The 15,350-nt window shown below is 67.7% G+C and carries 15 protein-coding genes; 1 reads left to right on the top strand and 14 read right to left on the bottom strand.

The window, feature by feature from the left end:
* Window positions 1–223 precede the first annotated feature (223 nt).
* The 10 genes from A5775_RS23230 to A5775_RS23185 form a co-directional block, all read right to left on the bottom strand.
* Entirely contained in the window at window positions 224–1,621 is a 1,398-nt protein-coding gene (locus A5775_RS23230) for a bifunctional lysylphosphatidylglycerol flippase/synthetase MprF (RefSeq protein ID WP_067257811.1), read from the bottom strand.
* Between the two features lie 144 nt (window positions 1,622–1,765).
* The gene (locus A5775_RS23225; protein WP_067257808.1) at window positions 1,766–2,659 is read right to left on the bottom strand and encodes an acyl-CoA thioesterase II; all 894 of its coding nucleotides are present in this window, start codon (window positions 2,657–2,659) and stop codon (window positions 1,766–1,768) included.
* 135 nt (window positions 2,660–2,794) lie between these two features.
* Complete coding sequence (gene pyk / locus A5775_RS23220) at window positions 2,795–4,213, bottom strand: pyruvate kinase (RefSeq protein WP_067257805.1); 1,419 nt, start codon at window positions 4,211–4,213, stop codon at window positions 2,795–2,797.
* A 65-nt stretch (window positions 4,214–4,278) separates the two neighbouring features.
* On the bottom strand, window positions 4,279–4,701 hold the full coding sequence (locus A5775_RS23215; RefSeq protein ID WP_067258023.1) for a DUF2752 domain-containing protein: 423 nt from the start codon (window positions 4,699–4,701) through the stop codon (window positions 4,279–4,281).
* Window positions 4,702–4,782: 81 nt separating this feature from the next.
* Window positions 4,783–6,327 carry a prolipoprotein diacylglyceryl transferase gene (locus A5775_RS23210; protein ID WP_067257802.1) on the bottom strand — a complete coding sequence of 515 codons (1,545 nt, stop codon included), beginning with the start codon at window positions 6,325–6,327 and terminating at the stop codon, window positions 4,783–4,785.
* Entirely contained in the window at window positions 6,324–7,139 is an 816-nt protein-coding gene (trpA, locus tag A5775_RS23205) for a tryptophan synthase subunit alpha (protein WP_067257798.1), read from the bottom strand. Before trpA ends, A5775_RS23210 begins: the two co-directional genes overlap by 4 nt.
* Entirely contained in the window at window positions 7,136–8,404 is a 1,269-nt protein-coding gene (gene trpB, locus A5775_RS23200; protein WP_067257793.1) for a tryptophan synthase subunit beta, read from the bottom strand. Before trpB ends, trpA begins: the two co-directional genes overlap by 4 nt.
* Window positions 8,405–8,477: 73 nt before the next feature.
* A complete protein-coding gene (trpC, locus tag A5775_RS23195) occupies window positions 8,478–9,296 on the bottom strand; it encodes an indole-3-glycerol phosphate synthase TrpC (RefSeq protein WP_067257790.1) in 819 nt (272 codons plus the stop codon).
* Window positions 9,297–9,409: 113 nt separating this feature from the next.
* Window positions 9,410–10,096 (bottom strand): TIGR02234 family membrane protein, encoded by a 687-nt coding sequence (locus A5775_RS23190; protein ID WP_067258021.1) that lies wholly within the window; start codon window positions 10,094–10,096, stop codon window positions 9,410–9,412.
* Window positions 10,089–11,627 (bottom strand): anthranilate synthase component I, encoded by a 1,539-nt coding sequence (locus A5775_RS23185; protein WP_067257787.1) that lies wholly within the window; start codon window positions 11,625–11,627, stop codon window positions 10,089–10,091. The genes A5775_RS23190 and A5775_RS23185 overlap by 8 nt, the downstream gene beginning before the upstream one ends.
* 132 nt (window positions 11,628–11,759) lie before the next feature.
* On the opposite strand from A5775_RS23185, the gene A5775_RS23180 reads away from it, so the two are divergent.
* Window positions 11,760–12,218, top strand: a complete 459-nt coding sequence (locus tag A5775_RS23180) for a peroxiredoxin (RefSeq protein WP_067257784.1) — start codon at window positions 11,760–11,762, stop codon at window positions 12,216–12,218.
* A 7-nt stretch (window positions 12,219–12,225) separates the two neighbouring features.
* Here A5775_RS23180 and A5775_RS23175 read toward each other — a convergent pair whose 3' ends face one another.
* The 4 genes from A5775_RS23175 to A5775_RS23160 all read right to left on the bottom strand — a co-directional run bounded on the left by A5775_RS23175 (window position 12,226) and on the right by A5775_RS23160 (window position 15,347).
* Window positions 12,226–13,332 (bottom strand): calcium:proton antiporter, encoded by a 1,107-nt coding sequence (locus tag A5775_RS23175; protein WP_067257781.1) that lies wholly within the window; start codon window positions 13,330–13,332, stop codon window positions 12,226–12,228.
* Between the two features lie 71 nt (window positions 13,333–13,403).
* Window positions 13,404–13,751, bottom strand: coding sequence for a phosphoribosyl-AMP cyclohydrolase (hisI, locus tag A5775_RS23170; RefSeq protein WP_067257778.1), 348 nt, complete (start codon window positions 13,749–13,751; stop codon window positions 13,404–13,406).
* Window positions 13,748–14,545: an imidazole glycerol phosphate synthase subunit HisF gene (hisF, locus tag A5775_RS23165; protein WP_067257775.1), complete on the bottom strand. Its 798-nt coding sequence runs from the start codon at window positions 14,543–14,545 to the stop codon at window positions 13,748–13,750. The genes hisI and hisF overlap by 4 nt, the downstream gene beginning before the upstream one ends.
* Window position 14,546: 1 nt before the next feature.
* Window positions 14,547–15,347: an inositol monophosphatase gene (locus A5775_RS23160; protein ID WP_067257772.1), complete on the bottom strand. Its 801-nt coding sequence runs from the start codon at window positions 15,345–15,347 to the stop codon at window positions 14,547–14,549.
* Window positions 15,348–15,350 lie beyond the last annotated feature (3 nt).

Genomic DNA, 15,350 nt, shown 5'->3' with positions numbered 1-15,350 from the left:
TTCGGAGGGGCGACCGGATGGTGCTCGATCATTTGACCACGCATGTACGAAAGCCAACCAGGGTCTACTCGTCAACGGTAGCGAGTAAGGGTGGGAATGTTCTGTCTAGTAACTGGGCAGCCGCTGGAAAAGCTAACTCGTCGAATCAACACATCACCGGCATCGACCCCCCGCCACTTTTCGACACGCCAATCAGGGCAGTCCCGCACCGTCGGCGGCAGGTTCAGAGGTGTCGCCGGCGAGGCATGAACTCCAGCGACAGCAGCACAAACAGCAGCGGCACGATCTGCGTCATGGAGATCAGCGCGTAGCGCCGCGCGTCGAGGGCATGCCACTTGCGCACGTACCGGTACAGCGACTCCAGCGCGATCAGCGGGTCGAGGATGTGGATCAGCCGGTAGAAGACGCGCTGGGTCCAGCCGCGGTTCTTGTCGTCGAAAATTTCGGGAAACGCCGCGAATGCGAGTGATACCCGTTGTGCCCCAGTGTCTTTGCCTGCCATGACCATGTCGACGCTGAGCCGCTCGTCGAGCCCGTTGGGGGCACCGCGGCGCCGCCACGGAACGTCGAGGGTGATGTCGCTGCCGCCGCCGGCGGTGGCGTACCGGTGAAATGCCTGCACGGTGCCCGCGGCGTCCCTGGCGATGATCAGTTGTATTCCGGGGAAACGGCCTTCCAGCACGCCGTCGAGATTCATGTGGAATCCGCGGTCGGCGTGCGCCCCTTTGGACGATTCCCGCACCACCTCGGCCAGCTCCGCGACCAGCGTGTCGCCGAGTTCCTGCTCTGCCACGATTTCCGTTGTGACACCGCAGTTGTGGGTGCGCTTCACCGCCTGACGCAGGTTGCGGAATTTACGGCCCACCATGTCGAAACCGCACACGTCGACGACCACGTCGCGCCCAATTGGTATGGCGCGCAACGATTGTCCCAATATCGCCGAGTCGTTCCACAGTTTGAGTCGCCGCTCGCCGCACCCCACCACCGCGATCCGCCATCCGTGGGCATGACAGGTGGCGGCGAAATCGGCCACCAGTTCCGGGAAGCGCTCCTCGTCGCCGATGGGGTCGCCGCTGACCACGGCGATTCCCATCCGCGTCCGGTAGGCCAGCGCCGCGGCGCCGTCGGCGGTGAAGTGGTAGCTCTTGCCGGTCTGCATGGTGAACGGCGCCAACGCGTCATCGCTGGTCACATTGATCAATTTCCACACACGCGGCAGGTCGGCGGGCCGCGGGTGCGAGGGCATCGGCCACATCAACACCATGCCCGAGCTGGCGATCACGACGTCACCGACCACATCGAACGACAAGACATGCAGGCCCAAGCCCGCCAGCAGGAAAAACGCGGCCGCGATGGCGTGCATCGTCGTCACCGGGCGACCCAGGAAGACGCCGCGCGCGATCCAAGCCACCGCAACCAGAACCGTCAACGACCAGGCCAACCGATCGGCGAACTGCCAGTTCGGTTGGCTGTGGTGACGGGCGAGTATCTCGATGAACCAGCACGCCGCACACAGCAGCGCAAGGGCGCCGATCAAGCGGACCGCCAGTGAATCGGCCGAAACGACAACACGTTCGCGCGCGCGAGGTCGCGCTGCGACGTCCACCACCGGCCCGTTCACACTCACCTCCCGATGCGCTGACAACAGCTGGGCGGCGTTTCTGCCGCCTCTGCACCGAATACCACGGTTACGTCAAAGTTACGCTCGATCAGGGTCCGACCGGCAGAGATTCCGGCGGATATCCTGCAGCTATTGCGTAACGGTTTACCGGCGAGAAGGCGGAAAGTACTTCAGTACGCCCTCTTGCACCACCGTGGCGAGCGGCTGCCCGGACCGGTCGAAAAAATGCCCGGTGCCCAGGCCCCGCGAATCGGCCGCGACCGGCGACGACGTCGAGTACAACACCCAGTCGTTGAAGTTGACCTGCCGGTGAAACCAAATGGAATGGTTGGCCGACGCGGCGAAAATGCGGTCGAATCCCCAGGAAAGACCGTGCGTGGTGATGACCGAGTCCAACACCGTGGTGTCGGAGGAATACACCATTGTCGCCGTGTGCAATACCGGGTCCTCGGGAACCTCACCCAATGCCTTGACCCAGACCCGGTTGTGGGGCAGGCGTTCCCCTTTCGTCCGCATCACCCACGCCGGGTCGTTGGTATAGCGCCATTCGATCGGCTGCAGGGCGTTCACGAAGTGCGGGACGGTCTCTTCGTAGCCGCGCAACAGCTCGCTGATCGAGGGCTGCGTGTGCGGTTCGGCCACCTGCGGCGGATCGACACTGTGCTCGAGCCCGCGGCCTCCGGCCATGTAGGAGATCATCGCCGAGCACAGCAATGTGCCGTCTTGCATGGCGTCGACGCGGCGGTTGGCGAACCGCCGCTCATCGCGCAGCCGGGTCACGCGGTATTCGATGTCCTTGCCGGTGTCGCCGCCGTTGATGAAATGCACCGATAGCGCGCTCGGCGGCAGGTCGTCGCGAACCAGGCTGCGGCTGCTCGCGACGAACGACTGCGACATCAGCTGGCCACCGAACGTGCGCATCGGGTTCTTGCTGGGATGCGAGCCGATGAACAGATCATCGGAAACCCGGTGAAGGTCGAGTGTCGCCAGCAGCTCCGCGAAGTCAGACGTGGTGTTCGGCTCATTGCCGGCTGGCACAGGCTCTCCTCTGGGCTGGCTAGGTCGAATTGCCCAACTCCTCCTCGGTCCGCGTGCCGGACCGCATCGTCGTCGGGCTGGATCGAATCGCCCGAGTTCTCCTCGGTCCGCGTGCCGGACCGCATCGTCGTCGGGCTAGACGTCGTCCTCCCCGATTCGGTGCACATGGATCAGGTTGGTCGACCCTACTGTGCCAGGTGGCGCGCCGGCGACGATGACCACCAGGTCGCCACGCTTGTAGCGACCGAGTTCCAGCAGCGACTTGTCGACCTGGCGGATCATGCCGTCGGTGGAGGTCATCATCGCCACGATGAACGTCTCGGTCCCCCACGTCATGGCCAGCTGGCTGCGCACCTCGGGCCAGGCGGTAAAGGCCAGCAGCGGCAGCGGGGTGTGCAGGCGCGCGAGCCGCTTGACCGTGTCGCCGGACTGGGTGAAGGCGACCAGCGCCTTGGCGTCGAGCCGCTCGCCGATGTCGCGGGCGGCGTACGAGATCACGCCGCGTTTGGTGCGTGGCACGTGCGTCAGGGGCGGGGCGGCGGTGGAATTGTCCTCGACCGCGCAGATGATGCGCGACATGGTCCGCACAGCCGCCAGCGGATACTTGCCCACCGAGGTCTCCCCGGACAGCATCACCGCGTCGGCACCGTCGAGGACGGCGTTGGCGACGTCGGAGGCCTCCGCGCGGGTCGGCCGTGAGTTCTCGATCATGGAATCGAGCATCTGGGTGGCCACGATGACCGGTTTCGCGTTCTCCCGCGCCATCTGGATGGCCCGCTTCTGCACCAGCGGAACCTCTTCCAGGGGCAGCTCGACGCCCAGGTCGCCGCGGGCCACCATGATGGCGTCGAAGGCCAGCACGATCGCTTCCAGATTGTCGACGGCTTCGGGCTTTTCCAGCTTGGCAATCACCGGAACCCGTCGGCCGACCCGGTCCATCACCTCGTGCACCAATTCGACATCGGCCGGCGAACGCACGAAGGACAGCGCCACCAGGTCGACACCGAGGTCCAGCGCGAAGGTGAGGTCCTCGATGTCCTTCTCCGACAAGGCCGGTGCGGACACGTTCATGCCCGGCAGCGAGATGCCCTTGTTGTTGCTGACGGGGCCGCCCTCGACGACGGTGCAGATGACATCGTCGCCCTCGATGCGGTCGACCACCAGACAGACCTTGCCGTCGTCGACCAGAACCCGGTCACCGACGGCAGCGTCCGCGGCCAGTCTCTTGTAGGTGGTCGAGACCCGGTCGTGGCTGCCCTCGCAGTCGGCCACGGTGATCCGGACCGTTTCACCCTCGGCCCAGTAGGTGGGGCCGGTGGCGAAGCGCCCCAGCCTGATCTTGGGGCCCTGCAAATCGGCGAGCACGCCGACGGCGCGCCCGGTGGCGTCGGAGGCGACCCTGACCCGTTCGTAGGCGGCTTTGTGATCCGAGTAATCACCGTGGCTGAAGTTCAACCGGGCGACGTCCATTCCTGCCTCAACCAGCGCCAAGATCAACTCGTCCGAATTGGTCGCAGGCCCAAGGGTGCAGACGATCTTCCCGCGTCTACTCACGCCGACCCAGCATAGTCGTGTGTAACCCCCGCGGCCCGCACATTAGGGCGCCGCGCAGTGTGCTTTTACCCACCAAGAACGGTCGGAATCAACGGGAAGGCGGGCAAGTTACGCAGAACCGTCCACGCGATCGTCGTGACCACGAGCGTCACCACCGCCGGCCCCGACACGGGTGACTTGCCCCGTGCGCGACGTACGAGCAACCACGCGGCCAGCATCGGGATTCCGATCAGCACAAAGACGTTGTCATGGATGGCGGCCGCCAGGTCACCGTGCACGACGTCATACGTCATCCGCAGTCCGCCGCAAAACGGGCAATTCCAGCCGGTGAGCCACTTGAACGGACACAGCGGATAGATCGACGCGGGATCATGCGGGTCGGCCAGTCCGACGTAGCCGAGCGCGCCGCCCAGCGCGAGGCCGGTCCCGGCCCCGACGTAGCCGAGATGACGACGCAGGCCATGCACGGGGGGATCAGGTGGCGTCATCGGACGACTGATCCTGCGTTGGTCACAGTCATCCAGCATGCCATTCATCCCGCCCCCCGCCTGAAATCCGGGCATCGGTGATTAGCGGCCCGACAGTCGGTTCCGCAGTCGCGAGCCCCACCGCCGCCGGGTCTCCGGTTGATCCGGAATCTTTTCGTCGATGCGAGGTTCCGTTGCGGACCCTGCGCTTTCCGGTTCCTCGTCTGTCGCCTCGTCAGGTTCCGCTTGCGGCTCTTCAACTTCCGCCTCAGCCTCCGGCTCGCCGAGCTCCACCTCCTCGGTCTCAGACTCCTCGGCCTCAGCCACGTCAGCGACCGCCTCGGCCTCCGGCTCATCAGATTCTGCCTCGGCTTCGCGCTCATCCGCCTGCGGCTCTTCAACTTCCGCCTCGGCCTCCGGCTCGCCGAGCTCCACCTCTTCGGCCTCAGACTCCTCGGCCTCAGCCACGTCAGCGACCGCCTCGGCCTCCGGCTCATCAGATTCTGCCTCGGCTTCGCGCTCATCCGCCTGCGGCTCTTCAACTTCCGCCTCGGCCTCCGGCTCACCGAGCTCCACCTCTTCGGCCTCAGACTCCTCGGCGTCCGGTTCTTCGGTCTCCCGCCTTACGGCTTCCGGTTCTTCGGGGACTTCGGCGGTTCCCACCGCCGATTCGGCCGGCCCATCGTCGTCAGCGGCACCCACGGCACCCGCCGAATCCGCCGCGGCCGTCGCCGCGGCAACGGTCGCCGGCTCCAGTTCCGCGGATTCCTCGTCAACGTATTGGTTCCCGCGCAGGCTCTCGGGATCTTCGCGGCCTCTGGGCGCCGCCATGAGGTACACCACGGCTCCGATGAACACGAAAGTCGATGTGAACGAATTGATCCGGATACCGGCGATGAGGGTTGCGGTGTCGTCGCGCAGCAGCTCCACGCAGAAGCGCCCGACGCAATAGCCGGCCACATAGAGCGCGAACAGCCGACCGTGGCCCAGCGTGAATCGTCGGTCCGCATAGATCAAAGCGACGAAAATGAGGACGTTCCAGATCAATTCGTAAAGAAATGTCGGTTGCACGACGAGTGCGATCTGCCCCGTCGAGATGCCGTCCAGCGAATGCGGGTCGATGTATCCCGAGGGGTCCCGGCGGTAGAAGATCTCCAGGCCCCACGGCAGCGTGGTCTCGCGGCCGTAAAGCTCCTGGTTGAAGTAGTTACCGAGCCGACCGATGGCCTGCGCCAGAATGATTCCCGGGGCGATCGCGTCGGCGAAGGCCGGCAGCGGAATCCCGTGTCGGCGGCACCCGATCCACGCGCCGACGGCACCGAGCGCCACCGCGCCCCAGATGCCCAAGCCGCCGTCCCAGATCCGCACCGCCGCCCCGAGCCCGGCTCCGCCCGGGCCCCAATAGGTTCGCCAATCGGTGGCCAGGTGATAGAGCCGGCCACCGATCAACCCGAACGGCACGGTCCACAGCGCGATGTCGTAGATGACGCCGCGCTCACCGCCGCGCGCCTCCCAGCGCCGGTCGCCGATCAGCAGGGCGGCCACAATGCCGGCGATGATGAACAGCGCGTAGGCCCGGATCGGCAGCGGCCCCAGGTGCCATACGCCCTGCGACGGACTCGGAAAGTAGGCGAGCAACTTCGTCACGACGCGGCCGCCCGTTGACGAACACCGGCGGCGAGATCCTCAGTCAGTGCGCGCAATGCGGTCAAACCCCCGTCTCCCAGCGCCGACACCAGCGCGGAACCGACAATGACACCGTCGGCGTAGCCGCCGATCTGGGCGGCTTGCTCTCGCGACCGCACTCCCAACCCGACCCCGACGGCGATATCGGATATCTCCTTGACCCTGCCCACCAACTCGGGCGCGGCATGCGACACCACGTCGCGCGCTCCCGTGACGCCCATCGTCGACGCGGCGTAGACGAATCCGCGGGACGCTTCGACCGTCATCGCCAAGCGCTGCGGCGTCGAAGACGGCGCCACCAGAAATATCCGGTCCAACCGATGCTCCTCGGATGCCGCCAGCCACTGCCCGGCTTCGTCGGGGATGAGATCGGGAGTGATCAGGCCGTATCCGCCAGCCGATGCCAGGTCGCGGGCGAAGGCGTCAATCCCGTAGCGCAGCACGGGGTTCCAATAGGTCATCACCACGGCGTGGCCGCCGGCGGCGCTGATCGCCTCGACCGCGGCCAGGGTGTCGCGGACGCGCACTCCCCCGTGCAGCGCGGCCTCGGTGGCCTTGGCGATGGTCGGGCCGTCCATGCCGGGATCCGAATACGGCACCCCGACTTCGACGATGTCGCAACCCGATTCGACCAGTGCGATCATCCCGTCCACCGACGTCCGCACGTCCGGGTAACCGGTCGGCAGATAACCGATCAGCGCCGCGCGACCGTCTTGACGGCACACATCGAAGACCGGCCCGAGCCTGCTCGCTTCGCTCTGCTTGACGGTCATCGGTCGCTGGATCCCAACAGCCCGAACCACTGCGCGGCCGTTTCGACATCCTTGTCCCCGCGCCCGGACAGGTTCACCACGATGATCGCCGCCTCACCCACTTCGGGGGCCAGCTTCAGGGCCCCGGCCACCGCGTGCGCGGATTCGATGGCCGGGATGATCCCTTCGGTGCGGCACAGGATGCGAAACGCGTCCATCGCCTCGGCGTCGGTGATCGGACGGTACTCGGCACGCCCGGTTTCGCGCAGGTACGCGTGTTCCGGACCCACCCCAGGGTAGTCGAGACCCGCTGAGATGGAATGGGATTCGATGGTCTGACCGTCCTCGTCCTGCAGCAGGTACGAGAACGATCCCTGAAACGCCCCGGGGGACCCGCCGCTGAAGGTCGCGGCGTGCCTTCCGGTTTCGACGCCGTCGCCGGCCGCCTCGAATCCGATCAGCCGCACGCCGGGATCGTCGATGAAGGGGTGAAAGATTCCGATGGCGTTGGATCCGCCGCCGATGCAGGCCACCACCGCGTCGGGCAGCCGGCCCGCCTGGGCCTGGATCTGGGCGCGCGCCTCGAGGCCGATGATGCGCTGAAAATCGCGCACCATGGCGGGAAACGGATGCGGCCCGGCCGCGGTGCCGAAGCAGTAGAAGGTGTTGTCGGCGTTGGTAACCCAATCCCGGAACGCTTCGTTGATGGCATCCTTGAGCGTCTTCGAACCGCTCTGGACCGAGACGACGGTGGCTCCCAGCAACCGCATCCGCGCCACGTTGAGCGCCTGGCGCTCCGTGTCCACGGCGCCCATGTAGATCACACAGTCCAGGCCGAGCAGGGCGCACGCGGTGGCGGTCGCCACGCCGTGCTGGCCGGCTCCGGTCTCGGCGATCACCCGCTTCTTGCCCATGCGCTGAGCCAGCAGGGCCTGACCGAGGACGTTGTTGATCTTGTGAGAACCGGTGTGGTTCAGGTCTTCTCGCTTGAGGAAGATCCGCGCGCCGGCCTGATCGGACAACCGCGGCGCCTCATACAGCGGTGACGGCCGGCCGGCGTACTGCGCCTGCAGATAATCCAGGGTGTCCAGGAAGTCCTGGTTGACGCGCTCCTTCTCGTAAGCCGCGGTGACCTCTTCGATCACGGCCATCAGCGCCTCGGCGACGTAGCGGCCGCCGTACACGCCGAAATGGCCACCCGCATCGGGTTCGTGACGGGTGGGTTCGGCGATGGCTGCGCTCGGAAGCGGAAGGTCCGGGCGGGACTGGGGGGAGACGCCCACCATCACCAAGGCTCTACGCGGGGATGGCTCATGGGGTTCAACGTTACAGCGCAGGGGCTCTTCAGTGACGCAGCGACTAGCGAGCCGGTTTCGGACAGGACGGATGGGTGCCCGCGGTCACCAGGTCGGCGACCGCGGCGCGCGGGTCACCACTTTTGACCAGACCTTCGCCGACCAACACGGCGTCGGCGCCCGCACCGGCGTACGCCAGCAGGTCTCCGGTACCGCGCACACCGGATTCGGCAATCCTGATCACGTTGCTGGGCAGCCCCGGAGCGATGCGAGCGAAGCAATCCCGGTCCACCGCCAGCGTGGCCAGATCGCGGGCGTTGACGCCGATTACGTTGGCCCCGGCCTTGAGCGCCCGGTCGGCTTCCTCTTCAGTGTGCACCTCGACAAGTGCCGTCATACCCAGCGATTCGGTGCGGTCCAGCATCGACACCAACGCCGACTGCTCCAACGCCGCGACGATGAGCAGCAACATGTCGGCGCCGTGCGCACGCGCTTCGTGGATCTGATAGGGCTGCACGACAAAGTCTTTGCGCAAAATCGGTATCGAGACCGCCGCCCGGACCGCGTCGAGGTCGTCGAGCGAACCGTGAAAGCGGCGCTCCTCGGTCAAGACGCTGATGATGCGCGCGCCGCCGTCTTCGTACGCCCTGGCCAGTTTGGCCGGATCGGCAATGGTCGCCAGCGAACCCGCCGACGGGCTGGCGCGTTTGACCTCGGCGATGACGCCGATTCCGGGCTCGCGCAAGGCGGCCATCACGTCGCGTGGCGGTGGCGCGGCAGCCGCGGCGGCCTTGATCTCAGACAGACTGATGAGCGCTTCGCGCGCGGCAACGTCGGCCCGGACTCCTTCGAGGATGGAGTCAAGCACGGTTGCCGGACTCATGCCTGTCGTTTCCCTTCGCCCTGTCGCCCCGCTGTCATCGGACGGCCACTCGGTTGTCCCCAGCCGATTGCGACGACGTGAATGAAGGGTAGCGGCCCGCGGCTCGCGTCCCGTCACCGACCCTCGGTGTCAGACTCGCTCGACCGATCGGTCGGGTCGCGGCCCTCGTCAAGCGCATCCCAGATCATCCGCTCCGACATTTCCGGCGTCTCCGGCTTCTCCAGCATCGCCCCGTCGGCGTCTTTGCGTCGCGCAATCGAGCGGCGCGTCGCCGGCGTCGTGTACTTCATTGCGCTGGACCGGGTCGACCCCGAGTCCGACGCGGATCGCATCAGCAAAACCGCGGCGACCAGGGCGCACGCCGCGCCCGCCACCGTGATCCCGGCGCCCCAGTACCGCCGCTCGCTACCGACCAGCGCCATCACCGAGACGTGCGCCAGCTCGGCGCCGCGGACCGCGACGTCGGGCAGCGCCCACAGACTGATGCCCAGGTAGCCGACCGCCAGGCTGGCCAGCGCCAGCAGTCCCGCCAGCGCGCGCAGCAGCCAACCCCGCACCGCGATGGCGGCAACCGCCGCGGCCAGCAGCAGCATCGCCAACGGCAGCAGCGCCGTCGACCACGCCCCGCCGGACAAGGTCACTTCCTTGGGCGGCCCCAGCCCGTCGAACGACCGGATCACGACCCAGGGCAGCCGCGAGGCCACCCACAGTGTGCCCGCGGCAACCACCAGCGTCACCTGGGCGATCCGGATCAACCACCGGCTGTTCAGCCGGCGCCGCTCCGCGCGGGGCTCAGTCATCGCGGCTCGCACCCGGTCCGGTCAGGGTCTCGGCGGCGGCGATCGCGCTGAGCACCGCGCGCGCCTTGTTGGTCGCCTCGGTGTACTCGTAGGGGCCGTTGGAGTCCGCCACGACCCCGCCGCCGGACTGCACGTAGGCGGCGCCGTCGCGCATCAGGGCGGTGCGGATGGCGATCGCGAAGTCGGCGTTGCCGGCGAAATCCAGGTAGCCGACCACGCCTCCGTACAGGCCGCGGCGCGTCTTCTCCACCTCCTCGATCAGCTCCATCGCCCGCACCTTCGGCGCGCCCGACAGCGTGCCGGCCGGGAAGCAGGCCGTCACCGCGTCCAGGGCGGTCCGGCCCTCGTCGAGCAGGCCGGTGACCGTCGACACCAGGTGCATGACGTGGCTATAGCGTTCGATGTGGCTGTAGTCCTCGACGCGGACGGTGCCCGGCGTGCACACCCGGCCGAGGTCGTTGCGGCCCAGGTCGACCAGCATCAGGTGCTCGGCGCGTTCCTTCTCGTCGGCCAACAGCTCCTTTTCCAGCAGCTGATCCTCTTCGTCGGTGTCCCCGCGCCAGCGCGTGCCGGCGATCGGATGGGTGGTGGCGACGCCGTCGGCGACGGTGACCAACGCTTCCGGACTGGATCCGACGATCGAAAAGTCCGTTCCCCCAGTGCTATTCGGCACGTGCAGCAGATACATGTAGGGGCTCGGGTTGGTCACCCGCAGCATCCGGTACACGTCGATCGGATCGACGTCGGTGTCCATTTCGAATCGCTGCGAGGGCACCACCTGAAAGGCTTCACCCGCGGCGATCTGCTCGACGAGGTAGTCGACGATCTTCCCGTATTCCTCGACGCTGCGCTGCGCGCGGTAGCGCGGCTTCGGCCGGTCGAACGTCGCGACGGTCGACGACAGCGGCTGGCCCAGCGCCGCGGTCATCACGTCCAACCGGGCGACCGCGTCGTCGTAGGCCTCGTCGACCCGCTCGTCGGTCCCGTTCCAGTTCACGGCGTTGGCGATCAGCGTGATGGTGCCCTCGTGGTGGTCCACCGCCGCCACATCGGTGGCCAGCAGCAACAGCATGTCCGGCAGGCCCAGGTCGTCGACGGCCAGTTCGGGCAGCCGTTCCAGGCGCCGCACCAGGTCGTAGGCGAAGAAACCGACCATGCCGCCCGACAGTGGCGGCAGCCCCGTCAGCGGCCCGGTGGCCAGCAGGTCCAGGGTGGCCCGCAACGCCCCCAGCGGGTCGCCTCCGGTCGGCGCGTCGTGCGGCACCACGCCCAGCCAGACGGCCTCGCCGTCACGCACGGTCAGCGCCGAGGGCGCCCCCGCGCCGATGAACGACCACCGCGACCAAGAACGCCCGTGCTCGGCTGACTCCAGCAGGAACGTGCCCGGGCGGTTGGCGGCGAGTTTGCGATAGGCCGAAAGCGGCGTCTCACTGTCGGCCAGCACCTTGCGGGTCACCGGGACCACCCGGTGCTCGGCGGCCAGCTGGCGGAAATCCTCTCGGGAGGTCGTCGCGGCGGGGTGGGCGTGCACCGACCCATCCTCCCAGACGCGCGCGGGCGGTCCGCGAGCGTAACGTGGCGGCGCTTTCCCGCGCCGAAATTCGCCGTGCCGTTACACCCGCGAGCGGGCGGCCCGCCGGGCATCGGGCGTAGCGTGTCCGCCATGAAACCTGGTGAGACCGTCGCCGACTTCGAACTGCCCGATCAGACAGGAACGCCGCGCACGCTCAGCGAACTGCTGTCCGGCGGACCCGTCGTCCTGTTCTTCTACCCGGCGGCGATGACGCCCGGCTGCACCAAGGAAGCGTGCCACTTCCGCGATCTGGCCTCCGAATTCGCCGCGGCCGGGGCCAACCGGGTGGGGATCAGCACCGATCCGGTGCACAAGCAGGCCAAGTTCGCCGACATGCAGAAGTTCGACTACCCGCTGCTGTCGGACGCCGACGGCACCGTCGCCGCGCAGTTCGGCGTCAAGCGCGGCCTGCTGGGCAAGCTGATGCCGGTCAAGCGCACCACGTTCGTCATCGACACCGACCGCACGGTGCTCGAGGTGATCTCCAGCGAATTCAGCATGGACACCCACGCGGACAAGGCGCTGGCAACACTGCGCGCCCGGTCCTAGCCGATCCTCAGGGGCTGATCGCGAGGAATACGTAGGCGGCCAGCAGCACCAGATGCACCTCGCCCTGCAGGCGGGTGGCCCGCCCGGGCACCACGGTCAGCACGCTGATCACGACGGTCAGCGCGAGCAACACCAGCTGGATGGCGTCGAGGCCGAGCACCAGCGGCCCCTCGAGCCAGACCGATGCCAGCGCGATCACCGGGATGGTGAGCCCGATGCTGGCCATCGCCGAGCCGTACGCCAAATTCAGGCTGGTCTGGATGCGGCCGTTGCGCGCCGCCCGCGCCGCGGCGAGTGTCTCCGGCAGCAGCACCAGCGACGCGATGACCACACCGACGAACGACTGCGGGAAGCCCACGGCCAGAACCGCCGACTCGACGGCCGGTGATTCCTCCTTGGCCAGGCCCACCACCGCCACCAGCGCGCCGAGCAGCAACACCAGGCTGGTCAGCGCGGCGCGGGTGCTGGGGGGCTCCGCGTGGCTTTCGTCCTCGAGCAGGCTCTTTTGGCCCCGCTGCGCGATCGGCAGGAAGAAGTCTCGGTGCCGAACGGTCTGGGTGAACACGAACAGCAGGTACACCAGGAGCGTGGCGATCGCGGCGAAGGCGAGCTGGCTGGAGGTGAACTCCCTGCCCGGGTGGCCGGTGGTGAAGGCGGGCAGGACCAGGCTCAACGTGGCCACCGTGGTGATTGTGGCCAGCACGGCCCCGGCGCCTTCGGCGTTGAACAGTGTCACGCCGTAGCGCCGCGAGCCGAGCAGCAGCGACAAACCGGCGATCCCGTTGGTGGTGATCATCAGCGCGGCGAACGCGGTGTCCCTGGCCAGCGTCGCGGCCTCGTTGCCGCCGGAGGTCATCAGCGCGACGATGAGGGCCACTTCGATGATGGTGACCGCGGCCGCGAGGATCAGCGACCCGAACGGCTCGCCGACCCGGTGTGCGACCACCTCCGCGTGATGCACCGCGGCGAGCACCGCGCCGACGAGAAACAGCCCGACCACCGCGACCAGTACCGGTCCCAGCTTGTCGCCCCAGATCAATGCCAGCACGACGACGGCAAGCACCGGAACAACCACGTTCCAGGACAAGGCGTCCCGGGACAACCATTTCGACATTGCCTGCCATTCTTGTCGAAGTCATGCGCCCCTGCCCGCGGCAGTGACCCTGGACACGCCCGCTTCGCCGGCTAACGCTCCGGTTGCAACAGTGCGTCGGCGTCGAAGCAGCTGTGGTCGCCGGTGTGGCAGGCGCCGCCGACCTGGTCGACCGTCACCAGCACGGTGTCCCCGTCGCAGTCCAACCGCACCGAGTGGACGTATTGGGTGTGGCCGGAGGTCGCACCCTTCACCCACTGTTCGCCACGCGACCGCGAATAGTACGTCGCCTCACGGGTTTCCAGCGTGCGGGCCAGGGCCGCGTCGTCCATCCAGGCCACCATCAGCACGTCGCCACTGCCGCGCTCCTGCACGACGGCCGCGATCAGGCCGTCGGCGTTGCGCTTCAGGCGCGCGGCGATCTTCGGATCCAGCGTCATCGGGCCATCCTCACCGCGATTCCCGCCTTGGCCATGGCGGCCTTCACCTGCCCGATGGTCAGCTCCCGGAAATGGAAAACGCTGGCCGCCAACACGGCATCGGCACCGGCCGCGATCGCGGGCGCGAAGTGCTCGGCCGCCCCGGCGCCGCCGCTGGCGATGACCGGCACGGTGACCGCCGAGCGCACCGCCTGCAGCATCTCCAGGTCGAACCCCGCCTTGGTGCCGTCGGCGTCCATGGAGTTCAGCAGGATCTCCCCCACCCCCAAATCGGCTCCGCGAGAAGCCCATTCGACGGCATCGAGCCCGGTGCCGCGGCGCCCGCCGTGCGTGGTGACCTCCCAGCCCGACGGGGTGGGCACCGAACCCGGGGGAACCGTGCGGGCATCGACGGACAACACGATGCATTGGGAGCCGAACTGCCGTGCCATCTCGGCCAGCAGCTCGGGCCGGCCGATCGCGGCGGTGTTGATCGAGACCTTGTCGGCTCCGGCGCGCAGCAACACGTCGACGTCGGCCACGGTGCGCACCCCGCCGCCGACGGTCAGCGGGATGAAGACCTGCTCGGCCGTGCGCCGCACCACGTCAAGCATGGTGGTCCTTCCCGATGAGGAGGCGGTCACGTCGAGAAACGTGAGCTCGTCGGCGCCCTCGGCGTCATAGGCGGCCGCGAGCTCCACGGGATCGCCTGCGTCCCGGAGGTTTTCAAAGTTGACCCCCTTGACCACCCGCCCGCCGTCGACGTCCAGGCACGGAATCACTCGCACCGCGAGGCCGCTGTGGTTCGCGTGCATGTCAGTAGTCCTCCGGTCGGCCGGTGCTGCGCAGAAGGTCCAGGATCTCGGCGTGCGCGCCGCGGCCGGCCGCCAGCACGGAATCCGACGCGGGATTCCACGGCTCGCCGGCCAAGTCGGTGACCACACCACCCGCGGCCCGCACCAACGCGACCCCTGCGGCGTGGTCCCACACGTGGCCGCCGAAACTGATTGCCGCACCGAGGACTCCGTCGGCGACGTAGGCGAGGTCGAGGCCGGTGGATCCATGCATGCGCAACCGCGACGAGAACCGGCTGAGGTTCTCCAACACCGCGATCCGGTAGCGCCCCGGGAACCGGCCCCGGGCATCCGCGCTGAACGATCCCGCGCCGACGAGGGCGTCGGCCAGATCGATCGACGCAAGTGGCGGCCGCGAGACGCCGTTTTTCCGCAACGGGCCGCCCGCCACCGCGGTGTAGCGCTGGTCCATGAACGGCAACCAGGTCAATCCGGCGACCGGGTCGCCGTGATTCAGCAGGCCCAGCAGGATCCCCGCCATCGGTGATCCGGCCGCGTAGTTGAAGGTGCCGTCGATGGGATCGAGTACCCACACCCAGGGTGAGTCGACCGCCGAGCCGCCGAATTCCTCGCCGTGGACGCCGATTCCGGTGGCTTCGACCAACGCGGCGACCACCTGCCGCTCGATCGCGAGGTCTACGTCGGTGGCAAAGTCGTTGCCCTTCTTGCGAACCGCGGAGTCCGCGCGGTGACCGGCAAGGAACGGTCCCGTGGCGTCGTCGAGGATTGCCGATGCCGTCTCGACCAACGCTTCCACGTCCATGCC

The sequence above is a fragment of the Mycobacterium sp. 852002-10029_SCH5224772 genome, from assembly GCF_001667315.1.
Taxonomy (GTDB): domain Bacteria; phylum Actinomycetota; class Actinomycetes; order Mycobacteriales; family Mycobacteriaceae; genus Mycobacterium.
The sequence above is the reverse complement of the archived record's forward strand: the minus strand, read 5'-3'. Positions and strand labels throughout refer to the sequence as shown.

Excerpts from the sequence above, each read along its gene's own strand:
- A5775_RS23215 (WP_067258023.1), bottom strand. The coding sequence starts at position 4,701 with ATGACGCCACCTGATCCCCCCGTGCATGGCCTGCGTCGTCATCTCGGC.
- trpA (WP_067257798.1), bottom strand. The coding sequence starts at position 7,139 with ATGACCGTCAAGCAGAGCGAAGCGAGCAGGCTCGGGCCGGTCTTCGAT.
- trpB (WP_067257793.1), bottom strand. The coding sequence starts at position 8,404 with ATGGTGGGCGTCTCCCCCCAGTCCCGCCCGGACCTTCCGCTTCCGAGC.
- trpC (WP_067257790.1), bottom strand. The coding sequence starts at position 9,296 with ATGAGTCCGGCAACCGTGCTTGACTCCATCCTCGAAGGAGTCCGGGCC.
- A5775_RS23190 (WP_067258021.1), bottom strand. The coding sequence starts at position 10,096 with ATGACTGAGCCCCGCGCGGAGCGGCGCCGGCTGAACAGCCGGTGGTTG.
- A5775_RS23180 (WP_067257784.1), top strand. The coding sequence starts at position 11,760 with ATGAAACCTGGTGAGACCGTCGCCGACTTCGAACTGCCCGATCAGACA.
- A5775_RS23175 (WP_067257781.1), bottom strand. The coding sequence starts at position 13,332 with ATGTCGAAATGGTTGTCCCGGGACGCCTTGTCCTGGAACGTGGTTGTT.
- hisI (WP_067257778.1), bottom strand. The coding sequence starts at position 13,751 with ATGACGCTGGATCCGAAGATCGCCGCGCGCCTGAAGCGCAACGCCGAC.
- hisF (WP_067257775.1), bottom strand. The coding sequence starts at position 14,545 with ATGCACGCGAACCACAGCGGCCTCGCGGTGCGAGTGATTCCGTGCCTG.
- A5775_RS23160 (WP_067257772.1), bottom strand. The coding sequence starts at position 15,347 with ATGGACGTGGAAGCGTTGGTCGAGACGGCATCGGCAATCCTCGACGAC.